Origin of the sequence: Paenibacillus sp. PL2-23 (genome assembly GCF_040834005.1) — a bacterium.
In the GTDB taxonomy this organism is placed as follows: domain Bacteria; phylum Bacillota; class Bacilli; order Paenibacillales; family Paenibacillaceae; genus Pristimantibacillus.
On record NZ_CP162129.1, the window covers coordinates 719,177 to 737,284 of the forward strand.

The window sequence follows — 18,108 nt, forward strand, 5'->3', positions numbered from 1 at the left end:
TTACTGGCGACTCGGGTGCGGCTCTTTTTTTCATGAGCGGCAAATAGTAAGATGTAGAGGTAGAGGGAGAGGGCATCAGCTTAACGACAAGATAAAGGAAGCGGGAGGGAAGCCGCCAATGAAGCGGATTTTGATCATATTTACGGGCGGCACAATCGGGAGCAAGGCGGAGGGAGTGGCCATCAACGTCGATCAAGCCGGCTCTTACGCGCTCCTGGATGCGTATCGGGGGCTGCCGTCTTATCGGCATGATGTCGAGCTGGACACGCTTCAGCCGCTCAATCTGCTCAGCGAGAATATAACGCCGGACGATTGGAGCGCGCTGGCCGCAGCCATTCGAGGGGTCGATTGGACCCGTTACGAGGGGATCATCGTCACCCATGGCTCGGACACGCTCGCATACACCGCTGCGATGATGGGGTATCTATTCGCGGACGCTGCGATTCCGCTTGTGCTGACGGCCAGCAACTATCCCATCGCGGATGCAAGGAGCAACGGGCTTCGCAACTTGTCGAGCTCGATCGACTTTATCGCGGGGGCCGGGCTTCCGGGGGTATTCGTCGTCTATGAAAACGATCGCGGCGAATCGATGGTCTATCTCAGCACGAGGGTATTCCAGAACGAATCGTTCACTGATCAGTTCCGCAGCCCCTATGAGCTCGAATACGGAAGGATGACAGCGCAGCGGACGTTCCAGTGGACGGAGGATGTGCGTAATCCGTCGCCGGACAGCCTTCAGGCGCGGCCCAGCTCCATACATTCGCAGATAGCGACAGCTCTGAGACTGACGGATGAGATCGTATATATCAGGCCGTACCCGGGTCTTCATTATGAGCTGTATGATTTCAGTACGGCGAAGCCGAGGGCCATTCTGCATGATCTGCATCACTCAGGCACAGCGAACGCGCTGGAAACGGGACCCTATTCGCTCGCGGCGTTCGTGGAGCGGTGCAGGCGGGAGGGCATCGATTGTTACCTCTGCCCCATTAAGGACGCATCAGACGCGCTGTATGCTTCCTCGCACCGGTTAATCGAAGCGGGAGGCCGCTTCATTGAGAACATGTCCATGGAGGCGGCGCTTACGAAGCTTATGCTGGCTTACGGAATGATCGGGGACGATGCCGTCCGGGACCGGTTCATTCGGAAGGAGAACGTCTATTATGAGAAGCTATAGAGGAGGAATATAGGCATGAGCACTTCAACCGTAAACGCAGGGGATAAGGTTCCACAGTTCACGCTGCTGGCATCGAACGGGGGGCAGGTATCGCTAAGCGACTATCTAGGCAAAAAGCTGGTCATCTACTTTTATCCCAAGGACATGACGCCGGGGTGTACCGCCGAATCCTGCGATTTCCGCGACTTCAACGGGGAGTTTGCGGAGTACAATGCCGAAGTTGTGGGCATCAGCCCTGACGATCTGCCCTCCCACGAGCAATTCATCTCCGAATACAGCCTGCCGTTCCTGCTGCTGAGCGACACCGAGCATCAGGTGGCAGAGCTGTTCGGGGTGTGGAAGGAGCAGAGCTGGAACGGCAAAACGTATATCGGCGTGGAGCGTTCGACGTTCCTGATTGATGAGCAGGGCGTGCTGGCCCGCGAATGGCGCCGTGTAAGCGTCGAAGGCCATGCCAGTGAAGTGCTGGCGGCGGTCAAGGAGCTGTAGGCTCAACCCTTTCAGGTGCATAGGGTTCATGGAAAAAAGGGTCATCGTTCCCCGTAGGGAATGATGACCCTTGCTGCTTATGCGGTGAAAAAAAGCCCTACTCTTCCGTCTTCCAATTCGGCAGCTGGCTTGCATAGCTGTCGGACAGACGAAGCAGCTCCAGCGCGCGCTCGTATTCATCCTCGGTCGTCTGCTGATTGCTGTGACCGTCGCCGGTTAATGGATAATGGGTGCCGTCCTCGAAGCCGCTGCCCGACATGAACAGCTCCTGGCTGCTTAAGAACGAGCCGCTCGGCAAATAATAGCGCTGAGGCAATATATTGTAGGCTTGCTGATTGAACAGGTCCTGGCCAAAGTAAAGCTGATGCTCCAGCGATACGCCAAGCAGATTGGCGACGGTAGGCAGGATGTCCACTTGTCCGCCCAGATGATCGTACACCGCAGGCCCCATGTCGCTGCCAGGATTCACAATAACGAGAGGGATATTGATCATATCCGTATAGGTATACTCTCGTCCGTACATGTCTTCCATCAATTCTTTCTCATCGCTGTCCAAGGAATAGATCGGCAAGCCGAGATGGTCCCCGTACACGATAATTAGGCTGTCATCCCATATGCCCCGAGCCTTCAAGTCGTCGATGAAGATGCCCAGCTGTTGATCCGCGTAATGCTGAGCGATTAGATAATCGCCTACAAGCGTGTCATGAAATCGCTCCGGCAGCTCGATAAACCGCTTGTCCTCCGGCATGGTGTAGGGGTGGTGAGCCGTCATAGAGAGGACATGGGCGTAGAACGGTTTATCGTTGGCAGCCATCCGCGACAGCTCCTGGGCTGTTTTCTCGTACAGCGTAGCGTCCGATGCCCCAAAGAACACAACGTCCTCCTCGCCAAAAAATGCGGCGTCGTAATAACGATCAAAGCCAACGGCTTTGTACAGCTCGCCGCGATTCCAGAATTCCACAACGTTCGTATGGAAGGTAGCCGTGTCATACCCTTGCGCCTTCAGCATCTTCGGCATGCTCGGAAGCTCCTTGCCGGCATAACGCTGAGTGGCGGCTCCGCGCGGCGGAATGTAGAGCGACGTGTTGACAACAAATTCCGCGTCGGATGTATTGCCCTGCCCCACTTGCTGGTAGAAGTGCTTGAAGTAGCTGTTCTCCTTGACAAGCTTATTCATGTTAGGCGTAATCTCCACGCCCTCAACGGCCAGATCAATGAGGAAGCTCTGCATCGACTCCATTTGGATGATGATCAGGTTTTTACCCTGCGCGACACCTTGGAGGGCCGGCTGGAGGGGGGGCTCGACTTTTTTGACCGCATGAATGCGCTCTTGCGTAATTTCCTCTGAATCGATGTATTCGACCTCTTTGTTCGCGAAGATCGTGTAGGCCTCGTAATTCAATATGCCCATTTGCTCGGCCTTCACAATCTCGTTCATGCTTGCGCGATTCGGCAAAATATTGAACAAACAGATAGCGAACGACACAATGAGGATGGCTGCCATATATCTAGCATTCTCTTTGCGTTTGAAAGATTGTTTCCACCGTATTGCTTGGTTTCGGATGCTGCCGCCGCCATTGCCACCACCACTGCCGCTCTTGATGAAGAGAAGAATGAGCATGATGACGACGTCGGTATAAATAAATAAGAAGTAGGGATCCATCAGCGAGAACACGCTGTTCTTCACAGCCGTTACTTGATTCACCTGCTCAAGCGCCGCGTAGGTCACGATAACCCCGTAATACTTGTAATACATAATGACAGCAAATAGAATAGAAGTCATGAGCAGATTAGCGATCGTATAATAGAGAAACTTGCGTTTGCTTGCAAAAAATTCAATTAGGCTATAAACGATCAGCACAAATGGAATTTCCTTAAACAGCGTTGTCCAGGAGGCGTTGTCCGGGAAGATGACGAACCAAGCAAGCACGCTCTTCAGGAACAAAATAACCGAAAAGAACAAAATCGGTCGAGTGCTTAATAGCTTATTCGATGTTAGAATTGACACGTAAACCCTTCCTTTCACAGCAAATAAGGCTCTCTCCACAGATAGCCCCAGCTCTATTTGTCTCTATATTTTAGAATATTGTAAATGCACTATCATTATGCTCCTTCTGACAGGGAAATGTCAAAAGGCAAAAGGGACCTTAACAGAATTGTCGATTATTGCCATCCTATTAGACGTATCATCCTGACGTTTTGTTGCGTCAATATGTATGATTATTTGGAGGACTAGCATAGGAAGGGGAAAAAGAGAGATGGGCAGAGGAAAGTTTCTGTTGCTTGTGGCGCTTGGAGCCATGCTTGTCATTGGGGGATATGTTGCGGTAGAGGAGGGCGGCTGGATGGCGGAGGAGCCGAAGCTGGCAGAGCAGCCTCAGGCGACTACCGGCGTAGAAGAAGGCCTAACGGGTGAAAGCAAGCCTTCCGACTCCAATGCCAATTCGTCCCAAGCGGGAGCGGACAAGGGCCAGAATGGCGATAATGGCGAAGCCGGCGAGGCTGCGCCAGGAGAGATGCCCGGCGACTCGGAGAAGCCGAGCGGCGAAGGGGAGGAAGAGCCTGACGGCGGCGGCTCCGCGGCTGGACAAGCCCCAGATGAAACGGGCATATCCAGAGGGGAGGATGGCGCAATCGCCGTAATCGCCCAGCCGGAGAGCATCGAAGCGCTTGTGAATCCTTACAATATGCTGCCGGAGAATTATGAGCCGGACGATCTGGTCTATCCCGATGTGCGATTCACCTTCTCCGAGAAGATCGAGAAGCGGATGCTGCGCAAGGAGGCTGCCGAAGCGCTGGAAGCGATGTTCGCCGGCGCTGAGGCGGATGGCATCTATCTCGCCGGAGTATCGGCTTACCGCTCTCACGAGACGCAGAAGGCGCTGTTCAACCGTTATGTGAAGCGGGACGGCTACGAGAAGGCGCGTACATACAGCGCTCTTCCGGGCACAAGCGAGCATGAGACGGGACTGGCTGTCGATGTGTCCGGCAGCGATGGCAAGTGCGCAGCGGCCGACTGCTTCGGTGATACGAAGGAAGCGGCCTGGCTGAAGGAGCATGCGGCGGAGTATGGCTATATTATCCGTTACCCGGAAGGGAAGCAGCATATAACGGGTTATCAATACGAGCCTTGGCATCTGCGTTATGTAGGGATCGATATCGCAAGCGAGCTTGCCGCAAGCGGAGAGACGCTGGAAGAATATTATGACGCGGTGCCGGTCAACGGGTAATGCGCGTGCAGGCGGCCGCATCATTCGGCCGGTAACAAAGCAAACTAATGAACAATGGCAGACGAAGGCGGGACAGCCGGCAGGGTAGTCTTAGCGGCGGCGGCCATACGGAGGTGCGGGGCTCTGAGTACGAATGTGCTCCAGAACATGTATTTAATTATTATGCTGCTGAATATTTTCCTCGCGATAACCGTTATTTTTCTGGAGCGCAGGAATGCAAGCTCGACCTGGGCTTGGCTGATGGTGTTATTTTTTGCGCCGGTGCTTGGGTTTATACTGTATTTGATCCTGGGGCAGAAGGTTCGGAAGAGGAAGCTGAACAAGCTGCTTGGGGACAATCAGCGTATTATCGAGGACGCGCTGGAGAAGCAGCAGCAGGAGCTGAAGGAGCGGCGGCTCCTTCCCGAGGGCAGCGACATGGCCGAATATCAGGACATGATGTATATGAACCTTGTGACAAGCTTTGCCCTCTACACAAGCAATAACGAAATTGCTATCTTCACGGACGGCAATCAGAAATTCGATTCGCTCATTGCCGACATGGAAGCCGCGGAGCGGCACATCCATCTGGAATATTATATCGTGAGAGACGACGCGCTCGGACGGAGGCTTGCTGCGACACTCGCGAAGAAGGCGAAGCAGGGCGTCGAGGTTAGATTTCTGTATGATCATATCGGCAGCTCCAATCTGCCAAGGCGGTTCTTCCATGAGCTTCGCCAATCAGGCGGCATGGAGGCGGCATTTTTCCCTTCGCGCATTCCTTATCTGAACTTAAAAATCAATTATCGCAATCATCGCAAGCTGGCCATAATCGACGGCAAGATTGGCTATATAGGCGGCTTTAATATCGGGGACGAATATCTGGGTCTGAACGCTCATTTCGGCGAATGGCGCGACACGCATCTGAAGGTAATGGGCGGAGCGGTCCTGCAGATGCAAGCGCAGTTCATGATGGACTGGAATTTGGCGACATCCGGCAAAGTCGACCTCAGCTCGACGTATTTCCCGTTGCCCAAAGTCAGCGCAGGCAGAATAGGCATGCAGCTGGTCGCAAGCGGACCCGATACGGAATATCAGGAAATTAAAAACGCCTATATCAAAATGATCGCTTCCGCCAAAAAAACGATCTGCATGCAGACGCCGTATTTCGTGCCCGATGAAAGTCTGATGACCGCGCTCCGCATCGCTTCCTTGTCGGGAGTCAGGGTGAGCATTATGCTGCCGAGCAAGCCGGATCACTTCTTCGTCTATTGGGCGACGCACTCTTATCTGGGCGAGCTGCTGGCCAGCGGCGTACGCGTCTACCTGTATGAACGCGGCTTCCTCCACGCCAAGACGCTTGTTGTGGATGGGAAGGTGGCATCTGTCGGGACGGCCAATCTCGACATACGGAGTTTTAAGCTGAATTTCGAGATGAATGCGTTTATCTATGACAAGGAAACGTCTCAGAAGCTGCAGACTCTGTTCCAGGAGGATGTGCGCCTGGCGCGCAGGCTTACTATGGAGGATTATGGAAGGCGTCCGCTCTTCAATCGCTTCAAGGAATCCATCTCCAGGCTGCTGAGCCCCATTCTTTAATCCAACAACAAATAAAGGGATTTCGCTTATCTAAGATAACCGAAATCCCTTTATGTTTCTGCTAAACGACTATTCAATTGATTTGTACGCTCCATTCTACTGCTTCAACAGCTTATTAAAAAACGTGCTTCCATCCTTTCGGAGAAAGTAAGTATCCTGAGATTCTTTGGACGACAACGCCGGGTCCCCGCATGTCCTACGGATAAATGTTTCTCCTTCCCGCGATAATGGGACATGCTTCGCTAACCTACTTCATTGGACTATCCCCTCTCGGTTAAGATAGGTCTAGTATACACCATTATTATAATATTGTAAATATTCAGATTATTTAAAATTGTGAGTTATAGATTCTCGGTTGGAGGAATAGTCATAGGTTGACGCTTCTCTCGATATAGATTTATACTTAGTCTAAAATCATTGAGAGGCGGCCCAATAAACCATGAACAAAATAAACTTAACCATCCAGAGGAAGGCGGTTTACGAAGTCGTTCACGAGGCTCATGACCATCCCACGGCGGCAGATGTCATCGAACGGCTGAGGACGAAGGGACATCACTTTGCTTATGGCACCGTCTATAACTCCCTTCGCTACCTGACCGATGTTGGCTTGATTCGGGAGCTGAAGCTGGGAGAAGCGGTCAGCCGCTATGATGCCCGGACGGATGACCATCAGCATATTGTTTGCTTGCGCTGCGGACGGGTAGATGAGGTGCTCGTCGATGTGCCGCAGGAGTGGATAGCTGCGGTTGCCGAGAATACCCGTTACCGGATCGAGCACGCTCAGGTTGTGCTGGAAGGAGTGTGCGAGGCATGCGCGAAGAAGAACGGGTAATGGAGCGGTCGGAAGGCATGCTGTGCTCTCTCACGAAACGGGTGATGGTAATCAGCCCGCTGCCGGAGCGGGTCCGCAGTCTGCTTGTCAAGCTGTCGGCGGAATGCTTTGATGTGTTTTCGCTGCATGAATTTAATCGCAGTATGCTTCCGGCGCTGTCGCCAGAGCTGCTCATCTATGACGCGCTGCCCATTCCGCTCTCGTCCGCCGGTGCTGTCGCGGGACAGACGCTGAAGGGCGGAGAGGAGCTGCTGCGAGCTGCGGAGGAAGCGGGAGTCCCGGTGCTGGTGCTGCTTGATCATGGCTCTTATGCAGAGCGGGGACGCGTCGAGCTGTCCGGAGCCGAGCTGCTGCTGTGGCCGGCTCAGCCTGAAGAGGCGCTGACGCTTATTAACCGTATGCTGGAGGAGCGGCCGGTTCGTTCGGTCCCTGCGGCTGAAGCTCAGAACGACGAGCTTCTGGTCTTCAAGGATATTCGCATGGATTTGCGCAAGATGAAGGTGGAGAAGCTTGGCCAGCGCGTGGAGCTTACCAAGACAGAATATGACCTGCTGCTGCGCTTCCTGCGCTCTGATGGCTCGGTCCTGACCCGCGAGTCGCTCCTCGACAGCGTCTGGGGCATGCATTTCTATGGCGGGAGCAATGTCGTGGATGTGCACATCAAGAGCTTGCGCAAGAAGCTGAAGGACAGCGCGGTATCCCCCAAATATATCGTCACAGTCAGAGGCTCGGGATATCGTCTGGCTGACGTATAGAAGCATAGCTGCACGCGAAATGGGAGCGGGAGTCCATGTCAGCGGACAACGTTCATCTTCATCCAATATTCATCCTTCTTTCATCATGTATTCATGACAGAAGGGCGCCTGAGGAGTACTATTCATTTATAGGATTTAGATCAAGTCTAAATATATAAATAAATAATGAACGAGGTGTCCAATATGAACAATCGACTGACAACGAATCAAGGCGCGCCGGTAGGCAATAATCAGAGCTCTCGCACAGCGGGCCAGCGTGGGCCAACGCTGCTGGAGGACTATCATCTGCTGGAGAAGCTGGCGCATTTCGACCGTGAACGGATCCCGGAGCGCGTCGTCCACGCGCGCGGCGCTGGCGCACATGGCGTATTCGTGGCCGAGCAGAGCATGGCCGCATATACGAAGGCTCACTTCCTGAGCGAGGCTGGCATGGAGACGCCGGTGTTCGTCCGCTTCTCTACCGTTATTCACGGAACGGGCTCTCCGGAGACCGCCCGAGACCCGCGCGGCTTTGCGGTGAAGTTCTATACGCAGGAGGGCAACTATGATCTTGTCGGCAACCACTTGCCTGTGTTCTTCATTCGCGACGCGATGAAGTTCCCGGATATGGTGCACTCCCTGAAGCCGGCTCCGGATACGAATATACAGGATCCCAAGCGATACTGGGATTTCATGACGCTGTCGCCTGAGTCCACGTATATGCTGACCTGGGTGTTCGCGGACGATGGCACGCCGGCTTCATACCGCGAGATGGATGGCTTTGGCGTCCATGCCTACAAGTGGGTGAATGCTGCGGGGAAGATGACCTATGTGAAGTACACGTGGCGGTCGAAGCAAGGGGTGCGGAACTTCTCCGCCCAGGAAGCATCGGCTATGCAGGGCAGGGATTTCAGCCATGCGACGCGCGACCTGTACGAGGCGATCGAGCTTGGCAAGTGGCCGGAGTGGGAGCTGCACGTGCAGCTGATGCCGATCGAGGAGGTCGACCAGCATGCGTTCGATCCGCTGGATCCCACCAAGGTGTGGCCGGAGAGCCTGTATCCGCTGGTTAAGGTCGGCACGATGACGCTGAACCGCAATCCGCTTAATTATTTCTCGGAGGTCGAGCAGTCGGCTTTTGCCCCCAGTGTGCTGGTTCCGGGCATCGAGCCATCCGAGGATAAGCTGCTTCAAGGCCGGCTGTTCTCTTATCCCGATACGCAGCGTTATCGGTTAGGCGCTAATTACCTGAGCATTCCCGTGAACTGTCCTTATGCGCCGGTGCGTAATTATCAGCGGGACGGGGCCATGACGATGAAGGCGGACCCGTCACCCATTAATTATGAGCCGAACAGCTTCGCGGATTCACCGAAGGAGGATGCTGCGTACACCGACTCGCAAGTCCCTCTGCAGGGCTCGGCTGGACGACAGCGTATCGACAAGACGGACGATTTCACACAAGCGGGAGAGCGGTTCCGTTCCATGACGGAGGGGCAGCAGGCGAATCTGATCGCGAACCTGGTGAATGATTTGAAAGGGACGAACGAGGATATCCAGCTTCGCGCAATCTGCAACTTCTTCCGCGCTGACCGTATGCTCGGTATGAGGCTTTCAGAGGGGCTGGGCGTAGACATACAGGCGTTTGTGCCGCAAGGCAGATAGAGACACCGAGGCTTCACGTGCTGATGCACTTCTTATATGATTCTCTCAGAGCAAGCCCCGCGCGGACATTCGCGCGGGGCTTGTCTTGTCTTGCTGCAGCTTGGGGGCTGCGCCGCGTTCAGCCGGGAAGCATTTGCTTGAGCTCGACGGGAGGAGTACACTAGTAAGGAGGCAACTGGCTTGAACCATTTAGACGTACATAGACACCACGGAGGTTGGCGTTATGTTTTGGACAAATCCACTGGTGCAGGCGGGGGCGATCCTGTTCTCGGCCATCGCGGGTCTTAGTCTGATCATCATAAGAATACGCGCGGCGAAGAGGCCGACGACGCTGAAGAAGATTGTTATACCGCCGCTGGGCATGGCGACTGGCTTCATTATGTTCGCAGCCCCGGTTACGCATATCCCTTGGATGTGGGGCGTATCCGCATTCGGTACGGGCCTGCTCATGTTTGCGTTTCCGTTGATTGTGACGACTCGTATGGAGCGAATTGATTCGGATATTTATGTGCGCCGGTCCAAGGCGTTTGTCGCCATTATGATCGTCTTGTTCCTGCTGCGTCTCCTGCTGCACGAGGTGGTGGAGCAATATATGACAATTCCGCAGACGGGCGCGCTTTTCTACTTGCTGGCATTCGGCATGATTCTGCCATGGAGAATTGCCATGCTTGGCGACTATTTGCGTCTCGCGAGGCTGGAGCCATTAGAGCGAGGCTGACAGGCGTTGTCCTAACAGCGTACTGCAAACCGAAGACTCCTGACGCGGAGCCCATCTGGGCTGCTGCGAGAGGAGTCTTTTTTTAAACCGGCGCAGCCGTTTACGCTTGGAACCGCTACGATTCCGACCGCAGGTGCTGGTACTGGGTCGCGATGGTCCATACACGCAGCAGCGTCTGGATAAGCGGATAGCCTTGATGCACGATCAGGGCAAAGAGGCCGGCCCAGACCATAGACATGCTGCTGACCGCAAGCCCGAGCAGTGCTGTAATGCCCCACATCATGAGGGAGATGGCGGCATAAGAGAAGAAGCGGCGTACGGATTGCCATAAGGCAGGCAGGACGCCTTCGCCGGATACAGCGCCGAACTGCATGGAGAGGAACAGCAGATGGATAATGGTAATCCAGAGCAGCCACAGGCCGGCTCCCGGCACAATCTCCGTAAGCAGTGAGGGGGTAGCGCCCAGGTGGAGCAGAGCATCCATCCAGCTCGGAGCAAGCCACCAGGCTGGCGCAAGCATAAGCGCGCAGCTGATCCAATACAGGAGCATGACCGGCTTCCAGGCTTTGCGAATTCCCTCCAGCACACGAGTGCCGCCTTCGCTTCTGCTGTGCTGATGATGAATGGAATAGAAGAGTCCCGCGTTGAACAGAGGCGTCAGCAGCATGCGAGCCAGGAATAATCCGCCCAGGAGCCAGAGGTAGGGCTGAATTAGATCTGTTTTGAACAGCTGGAATTGAGCCTCCGCCAGGAAGGATTGAACGGCCTGCTCCGTTGGCGCGTCCGCCGGAAATCTCCTCAGCAGCGGAGCGACAATATCGTCGATGGCCCGGTATACAAGAAAGCCCCACAGCAGCTGATACAGGAACAGGATGAGGATCATGTTCATGTGCTTGAAGGTCAGCCGCCAGCCTAATAACATCTGGTGTTTCATAACAATCTCCCCTTGACAGCGAATACTTACATCCCCGAAGGACTGCGCCCGGCTACCAGCCGAGCGCGCCCAAGAAGGCTTGAATCATATGGGCCACACCGAGGTTCCACCGTGTCCGAGTGTCGCTCGGGAGCTCCGCCAGCATGTAGTTGTTGATCAGCTTGTTATCCAGCACGTTCGTATGGTCGGGATCCACCGTCACCCACTCCAGCGGCGAGGCGCTAATCTCCGTGTATTGAATATGAGCTTCGTCGCCGGCCCATATCTTTGTCTGGCGCGTCCCGTCGGCGAATTGGAGCATGATGGGGATCGGTCCGGTCGTGCCGCCGTTTTTCCTCACCAGAATGTTGGATTCATAATAGCTTTCTCCATCCTTCTCGAGCTTGCGAACATCTATGGCGTCAACGGAGAAGTCGGCCATCAGGTTGCTGTACACATATTGGTTAAAATATTCCGTCCAATTCGCCTTCGTCACCTGCTCCACGACTCGCTGGAAGTCGGAGGTCGCAGGGTGCTTGAATTTGTATTTTTGGAAGTATGTGCGCATGATGCGGTTCATCAGCTTCTCGCCAACCTTGTTCTCGATGTCGACAAGCACCAGCTTGGCGCGCATGTACACGTTCTCCGCATATTGTGTGGAGTCATGGAACGCCCATGAAGGCTGCTTGAGAGGCGCGGGGTCCGTCATATAGCTGGCTTCAAGCCGGTGATTCGGCTCAATGCCGTAGGCGGCCTTCATCACTTTATCCTCGGCGTAGGAGGTGAAGCCTTCGTCGAGCCAAGCCTCCTCGAACTCATTGGAGGCGACCATTCCGTACCAGAACTGATGGCCAATCTCGTGCACGACGGTGCGCTCCAGCTCGAAGCCGGGATTGTCCGTGTCGGCGGCGAAGGCGGTAACCAATGTCGGGTATTCCATGCCGCCTGCTCCACCCGCGCCTTTGGGCGGCACAACGACGGACAGCGTGTTGTAGGGATAAGTGCCGTACCACTTGGCATAATTCGAGAGCGCCGACTTCGCAGCGTGCATATAACGATCCTTCAGCTCTGCATGACTGGGGTCCAGATACAGCTTGATTCGTACACCCGGAATGCCTGTGTCGGAATAGGCGCTCTCCTCAAAAACAAAATCCGGCGACGCCGCCCATGCAAAATCATGTACGTCCTCGGCGTAGAACTGGAACAGCTTCATGCCATTCTGCACGGTAATCGGCTTGGTCTGAAAGCCGGTGGCGGCAACCGTATACGCCTCGGGAACCTGAATGCGCACACTGTATATGCCGAAGTCGCTGTAGAACTCCGAATTCCCGTGATACTGGTGCACATTCCAGCCTTCCGAGGTGCGTCCTCTCGTGCCTGCGGTTTCGTATACGGCAAGCTTGGGGAACCATTGCCCGGCCATAATGAAGTCGCCGGAGTAGCCCATGCGGGCAAATACCTCGGGAAGCTTAACCTCGTAGCTCATACGCAATGTAATGGATTTGCCGGGCGGCACCGGCTCCGGAAGCTGCAGCCGGGCGAGCGTCTGGTCGCTGGTGTTGCCGTCATCCGGCTGCGTGTATTGCAGACGGGGCAGCAGGCTGTCGCCCTCCAGCGTCTGAAGCGTCTGCAGCTTCATGTGGCTGACGCTGTTCGCGGTCGCCTTGTCCGTGCGAAGCTTTCCTTGCGATTCGGTCATGAAGGTCGTATGCTGCGATTGGAACGCGTTGGGATACAGGTGAACATACAGCTCGGACACCGGCTTTCTGCCGGGGTTGGTCCAGGTCACGTCCTGCGTGCCGTCCAGGTGCTGGCCGTCCTCGCGCAGCGCAACGCTGATGTGGTATTCCACAACCCGCTTGCTCAGGGGCTGCGGCTTGGGCGGCATTGCCGTGTCCGGCTGCTGGACAACCGGCGGCTTGGCCGTATTCGGAGCAGGCGCGACAGGCGCTGTGACGCTCGCGGCAGGGGCTAGTGCGTAGGTGTACTGGGACAGCCAAGCGTTCCCGAAGCCGTTCTGCAGGGACAGCGCCAGCAGGACGGCCGCAAGCGAACCGAATGAAATTAATTTGATATGGCGTGGAGTCATTCAACGTTTCCCTCCCGTTGACAAGCATCTACAGCATGTATATGTTTGCAATTCCAAGATTATTAGCTAAAATGGAATAAATGCTGTTGCCAGGCCGAAATGCAAGTTGGAATAGCACTTGGACGGCTTGGGACGCTTCGTGATGAATAGGAACGGAAGGTGGGATTAGCTTGACGGAGCAAGGCAATACGCCGGAGGAGCCGGCGGTGAAGGAGAAAAAGTCCTTGTCGCTCAACGTGGTGAGCAACAAGAAACATAGAGGCTTTGGAGCGGGCTCCATCGATCTTAGCGACGTGGCCTGCGTCATGATTGACGAAGGCGTCGCTTATATCGACGTAGGCATCATGCATGCCAAGAGCAAGGTGGAGCGGGGCATCAAGTTTACCCCGAACAAGGAGGACACGCCGAACGGACGCCCGTGCTGGATCGTATGGGTAGCCGTCGACCGCAACGAGGAAGGCGCGTATTACGCAGGCGTAACCTCCTGCGAGATGCTAGTTGATTCTGAGGCGAAGCGCGGCTGGAAGATCCTCGCGGATCACGTGAATCGTCTGGACTACGCCATCAAGCGCCGCTATATGCTGGACAACTTGGGCGAGACCGAGAAGGCGGCCCTCCGCAAGCTGCTTGTTGAGCACAATGCGGAATGGTGGGACCGCTCCCCGGCCGAGCTGAAGGACGCGCTGGGCGGCTAATAAGAAGGCTGCTGTATGGAAGGGCTGTAAGCCCATCGGTACAGCAGCCTTTTTTTGTTCAGCGTGCCCATGCGCCCGCCGCCGCCCAAATAGACGTATGAGGCACGTCTAAATGCGCCGAACTGCCCGTCTCAGCACAAATAGATGTATGAGGCACGTCTAAATGCACCAAACCGCCCGTCCCAGCACAAATAGATGTTCCTGGCACGTCTAAAAGCGCCGAACTGCCCGCCGCCGCCCAAATAGACGTATGAGGCACGTCTAAAAGCACCAAACCGCCCGTCCCCGCGCAAATAGACGTATGAGGCACGTCTAAAAGCACCAAACCACCCGTCCCCGCCCAAATAGACGTATGTGGCACGTCTAAATGCACCAAACCGCCCGTCCCAGCACAAATAGACGTATGTGGCGCGTCTAAAAGCGCCAAAACTGCCCGTCCCCGCGCAAATAGACGTATGAGGCACGTCTATTGCTCCAGGCAGCCGACGCGGGCATCGTGCAAGGACGCTCGGGCAATCGCTTCGCTCCGCAAGCTACGGCGAAGAGAGCGGAAGCGGTCACGATGATCATGAACATGCTGAAAGCGGAGAAATAAGGGGAGTAAGCTGTTCCTAATGAGGTAGCGGTTCCAGGCTGTATGTTGCCTGGAGCCGCTTTTTTCTATGGGGCCCGTCCTGCTGGGATTGATAGAGCATGTCCGTCAAGGTAGAATGAACCGATATGGAATGGTGGAATCAAAAAAATATTTTATGAGGTGCAGGGTTTCATAAGAGGGGCAACGTCTATTGTATCGGGAAGGGAGGAGAGCGACATTCTAGACGAAGAACAATGGCTGGACGCGGTGCGGAAGGGCGGACCCGAGCATTATCGGCCGTTCGTGCAGGCGTATGGCCCGTATATTTACAAGACCGTCTATGCCGTGCTGCATTCCCCGCATGATGCCGAGGACGTAACGCAGGAGACGCTTCTGCAAATATACCGCTCTCTCCCGAGCTTCCGAATGGATGGTCTCAAGACTTGGATTACGCGAATAGCAGTCAACAAAGCGATTGATTACAAGCGGCGCAGAGCGCGAAGGCCGGAGGAGCTAATCCAGCAGGAGCTCGTCGATCAGCAATCCAGTGACAGCCATGCAGAAGGCATGCTGGCTTCCTCGCCGAAGCCGGCGGCGGAAGCGGTGGCGCTCCGGCGGGAGGAGCTTAAGCAGATTCAGAAGATGGTGGGCGAGCTGCCGGAAGGGTATCGAGACGTGGTGACCGCCTTTTATATGGAAGAAAAGTCATATGAGCAAATTGCGGCCGAGACGGGACTGGAGCGCAAAAGCATCGAGTCCAAGCTGTACCGGGCAAGAGGCTGGATGAAGCGCAATTGGCGGAAGGAGGACTTCGAATGAGCAATAGGAATCACGAGCATCTGACATTGGAGCAGCTGCACCGATATATTCGGAATGAGATGCCGCCTTCTGAGCGGGAGCTGGCGGACCAAGAGCTCATCGCATGCGAGGACTGCATGTCGCGGTTCATGACGGCGTTGGAGGAAGCGGAGCTTGGAGGGCGGCCTCTTGTGCTGAAGGATGCCATGCCAGACATGCAGCGTCTGGAGGATCGTGTGATGGGTGAGCTGATGCGGAACGCAGCCGCTCCAGAACAGTCGGCAATCAGGCCCCCGCATGCAGGGAAGCGGCGCGGCTCCTGGCTGCAGCATCCAGCGGCTCATTACGCGATCGCCGCATCCATCACGCTAATGCTCGTTGCGACCGGCGCGCTGGCCGGCTTCTCGGAGAAGCTCCGGTATGCGGAGGCGGAGCAGGGGAGCTCTATCATTCCGCCATTCTCCGCCAGTGTGGAGTGGAGGGATGAGCCTTCCTGGTCCGACCGGCTTGTGCATCAGGCAGGAAGTTTCCTCGATGGCGTGCAGGCGCTGCGCTTCAAACCATAATACTATTTTCGAGAGGATGTTTAACGATATGAGTAGAAAAAGCCCGTTAGTTGCGTTTCTCCTGTCTTTTATCCCAGGCGCGGGGCATGCTTACTTGGGCCGAGTCGCCCGGCTTATGATATACGGAGGCGGCTTCTTCGGAAGTTTGCTGCTGGGAGCGTTCGCGGTGGCTACGGGTGCGGAAGAACCAGGAGTCTTTATGCTTGTTATAGCCTTTCTCTTCGCCTTCATCAATATGGTCGACATGATTGTAACGATTGTTTCCGGTAAAGCATTTGCGCCCGCGCCGATGGTCTACGGACCATCTAGCGATTTCTCTGCTGCCGGCGCCCCGGAGCCATCCGAGCCGTTTGTTGCTTCCGGGGAGCCTAAGGCCTACTCCTATTCCGATAGGCAGAGCTATCCCGGTTATGATGCTCATGCGCATGAGCGCCAGCAAGAGAAGACAAAAACGCTGCTGCTGTCCGTTATTCCCGGTCTCGGGCATATGAGTATGGGTCTTATGCAGCGGGGCATTACGTTTCTTGTCTCCTTCGTGGGCTTGTTCGCGATCATTTTGTTCCTTGGGTTTATTACGGGCTCCCCGTCCATGCTCGTGTTCCTGCTGGCGCTTCCCGTTATCTGGATTTACAGTATGTTCGACGCCGCGTCTTTGGTGCAGAGCAAGCAGAATGGCGAGCCAGTGGAGGACCGCTCGTTGTTCGAGGGCATTGAATCGCATATCGCATCCGGGCAAAAAAACAAAGTGCTTACCATCGCGCTGTCCATATTCCCAGGAGCGGGCCATCTCTATCTTGGTCTCCAGAAGCGCGGCTTGCAGCTAATGGGCGGCTTCCTTCTCGCGATTTATATTATGGATAACCTTCGGCTCTCTCTGTTTCTGTTCCTGCTGCCGCTGTTCTGGTGCTTCGCTTTCTTCGACGCGCTCGCGCAGCTGTCCAGGTACGGACGCCAGAAGCTGGAGGATGAGCCCGTGCTTCCTTACTTTGTGCCCTACCAGCGCTGGCTTGGCGTTGGACTGATCGGCTTTGGCCTGTATTTTCTAGTTGACCGAATATTGATTGCAGAGCTGAGTGCTCGGTTTCCGCTTCTTTATCAAGAGTATTTGACGTACAAATATATGCTGCCTACCGCGATTATCGCATTCGTCATGATTGTCGTTGGCCTGCGCCTTGCCTTCGGGGGACGCAGCATGCTGAGCGCGGCCGTACGGGACCGGGGCAATGAGCCATTGTCCGACGAAGAAGGGAGGGGGTAAGGATGCCAATCGCAGGTTATGAGCAAGCAGCAACAGCAGCAGGAGGCGGCAACAGGAGCGCAGCCCCTCCTGAGCGGCAACTAGACCACGCTTGGCGTGTGGGATCCTTGTCCATGGGCATTACGCTGATGCTTATTGGTACGGCGTTCGCCGTGTCGTTGTGGCAGGACGCGGAAGCGTATGAGCTGCTGATGTGGGTGGCTCCCGTCATATTCATCCTGCTCGGAGTAGAGCTGTTGATCTATGTGTCGATTGCGGGCAAGCGTTCGGCGAGGGTCCGTTATGACTGGCTTAGCGTCCTGTTCGTCGGACTGATTGGCGCGGGCAGTGTGGTTCTTGCGCTGCTTATGTCTTCGGGTCTGTTCGAGGAGATTCAGCGGGACATGCGGACGACGCAGCGAACGGCGTTCGTGGAGGCGCAGAAAGTAGAGGTTCCGGCAGGTGTGGAGAGCCTCATCGTGATAGCCCCATCGGGACTCGCGATTGAGCATGCGACATCCCGTGAGCTCCTGCTGATGGGACAGGTGCGGTATTGGTCGGCGGAGGCCTACACCGGAGCGGCCCAGGAGATGCTCAGGACGCAAGCGGCGGGAAGCAGCATGTATATATGGATTGGAACGCCAGAGTGGGAGGAGGGAGCCAAGGTTACAGGCATGGCGCCCCAGCTCATTCTGACCGTTCCCGAAGGCGTCACCGTAGAAAGAAGGTTTTATTAAAATATAAGAAGAAAGTGTTCTCTATAGTGGGCTTATATTTCAACGCGAAACGCAGGCTGCTCCGCCAAAGGACGGGGCAGCC

The 18,108-nt window shown here is 55.3% G+C and carries 17 protein-coding genes; 14 read left to right on the top strand and 3 right to left on the bottom strand.

Annotated elements, in window-relative coordinates; all coding sequences use genetic code 11:
- Window positions 1-118 precede the first annotated feature (118 nt).
- Window positions 119-1,174 carry an asparaginase domain-containing protein gene (locus AB1S56_RS03055; protein WP_340871291.1) on the top strand — a complete coding sequence of 352 codons (1,056 nt, stop codon included), beginning with the start codon at window positions 119-121 and terminating at the stop codon, window positions 1,172-1,174.
- A 15-nt stretch (window positions 1,175-1,189) separates the two neighbouring features.
- The gene (bcp, locus tag AB1S56_RS03060; RefSeq protein WP_340871293.1) at window positions 1,190-1,663 is read left to right on the top strand and encodes a thioredoxin-dependent thiol peroxidase; all 474 of its coding nucleotides are present in this window, start codon (window positions 1,190-1,192) and stop codon (window positions 1,661-1,663) included.
- A gap of 97 nt (window positions 1,664-1,760) precedes the next feature.
- On the opposite strand, the gene AB1S56_RS03065 is transcribed toward bcp, so the two are convergent.
- On the bottom strand, window positions 1,761-3,671 hold the full coding sequence (locus AB1S56_RS03065; protein WP_340871294.1) for an LTA synthase family protein: 1,911 nt from the start codon (window positions 3,669-3,671) through the stop codon (window positions 1,761-1,763).
- A gap of 250 nt (window positions 3,672-3,921) precedes the next feature.
- Between AB1S56_RS03065 and AB1S56_RS03070 the strand changes: the two genes are divergently transcribed.
- The 6 genes from AB1S56_RS03070 to AB1S56_RS03095 all read left to right on the top strand — a co-directional run bounded on the left by AB1S56_RS03070 (window position 3,922) and on the right by AB1S56_RS03095 (window position 10,417).
- Window positions 3,922-4,893 carry a M15 family metallopeptidase gene (locus AB1S56_RS03070; protein ID WP_340871296.1) on the top strand — a complete coding sequence of 324 codons (972 nt, stop codon included), beginning with the start codon at window positions 3,922-3,924 and terminating at the stop codon, window positions 4,891-4,893.
- 147 nt (window positions 4,894-5,040) lie between these two features.
- Window positions 5,041-6,471, top strand: coding sequence for a cardiolipin synthase (cls, locus tag AB1S56_RS03075; protein WP_340871297.1), 1,431 nt, complete (start codon window positions 5,041-5,043; stop codon window positions 6,469-6,471).
- A 439-nt stretch (window positions 6,472-6,910) separates the two neighbouring features.
- Window positions 6,911-7,303, top strand: a complete 393-nt coding sequence (locus tag AB1S56_RS03080; protein ID WP_340871298.1) for a transcriptional repressor — start codon at window positions 6,911-6,913, stop codon at window positions 7,301-7,303.
- On the top strand, window positions 7,282-8,058 hold the full coding sequence (locus tag AB1S56_RS03085) for a response regulator transcription factor (protein ID WP_340871299.1): 777 nt from the start codon (window positions 7,282-7,284) through the stop codon (window positions 8,056-8,058). Before AB1S56_RS03080 ends, AB1S56_RS03085 begins: the two co-directional genes overlap by 22 nt.
- Window positions 8,059-8,241: 183 nt before the next feature.
- On the top strand, window positions 8,242-9,699 hold the full coding sequence (locus AB1S56_RS03090) for a catalase (protein ID WP_340871301.1): 1,458 nt from the start codon (window positions 8,242-8,244) through the stop codon (window positions 9,697-9,699).
- Between the two features lie 223 nt (window positions 9,700-9,922).
- Window positions 9,923-10,417 (top strand): cytochrome c biogenesis protein CcdC, encoded by a 495-nt coding sequence (locus AB1S56_RS03095; protein ID WP_340871303.1) that lies wholly within the window; start codon window positions 9,923-9,925, stop codon window positions 10,415-10,417.
- Window positions 10,418-10,532: 115 nt separating this feature from the next.
- Here the strand turns inward: AB1S56_RS03095 and AB1S56_RS03100 are convergent, their stop codons facing one another.
- Together AB1S56_RS03100 and AB1S56_RS03105 are read right to left on the bottom strand one after the other, a co-directional pair.
- The gene (locus tag AB1S56_RS03100; RefSeq protein WP_340871304.1) at window positions 10,533-11,351 is read right to left on the bottom strand and encodes a hypothetical protein; all 819 of its coding nucleotides are present in this window, start codon (window positions 11,349-11,351) and stop codon (window positions 10,533-10,535) included.
- Window positions 11,352-11,403: 52 nt separating this feature from the next.
- Window positions 11,404-13,419 (bottom strand): M1 family metallopeptidase, encoded by a 2,016-nt coding sequence (locus tag AB1S56_RS03105; RefSeq protein WP_340871305.1) that lies wholly within the window; start codon window positions 13,417-13,419, stop codon window positions 11,404-11,406.
- Window positions 13,420-13,589: 170 nt separating this feature from the next.
- Here AB1S56_RS03105 and AB1S56_RS03110 point away from each other — a divergent pair, with 170 nt between their 5' ends.
- The 6 genes from AB1S56_RS03110 (at window position 13,590) to AB1S56_RS03135 (ending at window position 18,026) form a co-directional block, all read left to right on the top strand.
- Window positions 13,590-14,114 carry a YwhD family protein gene (locus AB1S56_RS03110; protein WP_340871306.1) on the top strand — a complete coding sequence of 175 codons (525 nt, stop codon included), beginning with the start codon at window positions 13,590-13,592 and terminating at the stop codon, window positions 14,112-14,114.
- Between the two features lie 469 nt (window positions 14,115-14,583).
- The gene (locus tag AB1S56_RS03115) at window positions 14,584-14,709 is read left to right on the top strand and encodes an S-layer homology domain-containing protein (protein ID WP_340871307.1); all 126 of its coding nucleotides are present in this window, start codon (window positions 14,584-14,586) and stop codon (window positions 14,707-14,709) included.
- A gap of 159 nt (window positions 14,710-14,868) precedes the next feature.
- Window positions 14,869-15,507 (top strand): sigma-70 family RNA polymerase sigma factor, encoded by a 639-nt coding sequence (locus AB1S56_RS03120; RefSeq protein ID WP_340871308.1) that lies wholly within the window; start codon window positions 14,869-14,871, stop codon window positions 15,505-15,507.
- The gene (locus tag AB1S56_RS03125; RefSeq protein WP_340871310.1) at window positions 15,504-16,052 is read left to right on the top strand and encodes a hypothetical protein; all 549 of its coding nucleotides are present in this window, start codon (window positions 15,504-15,506) and stop codon (window positions 16,050-16,052) included. Before AB1S56_RS03120 ends, AB1S56_RS03125 begins: the two co-directional genes overlap by 4 nt.
- 28 nt (window positions 16,053-16,080) lie before the next feature.
- The gene (locus AB1S56_RS03130) at window positions 16,081-17,310 is read left to right on the top strand and encodes a hypothetical protein (RefSeq protein ID WP_340871311.1); all 1,230 of its coding nucleotides are present in this window, start codon (window positions 16,081-16,083) and stop codon (window positions 17,308-17,310) included.
- A gap of 2 nt (window positions 17,311-17,312) precedes the next feature.
- Window positions 17,313-18,026 carry a hypothetical protein gene (locus AB1S56_RS03135; protein ID WP_340871313.1) on the top strand — a complete coding sequence of 238 codons (714 nt, stop codon included), beginning with the start codon at window positions 17,313-17,315 and terminating at the stop codon, window positions 18,024-18,026.
- Window positions 18,027-18,108 lie beyond the last annotated feature (82 nt).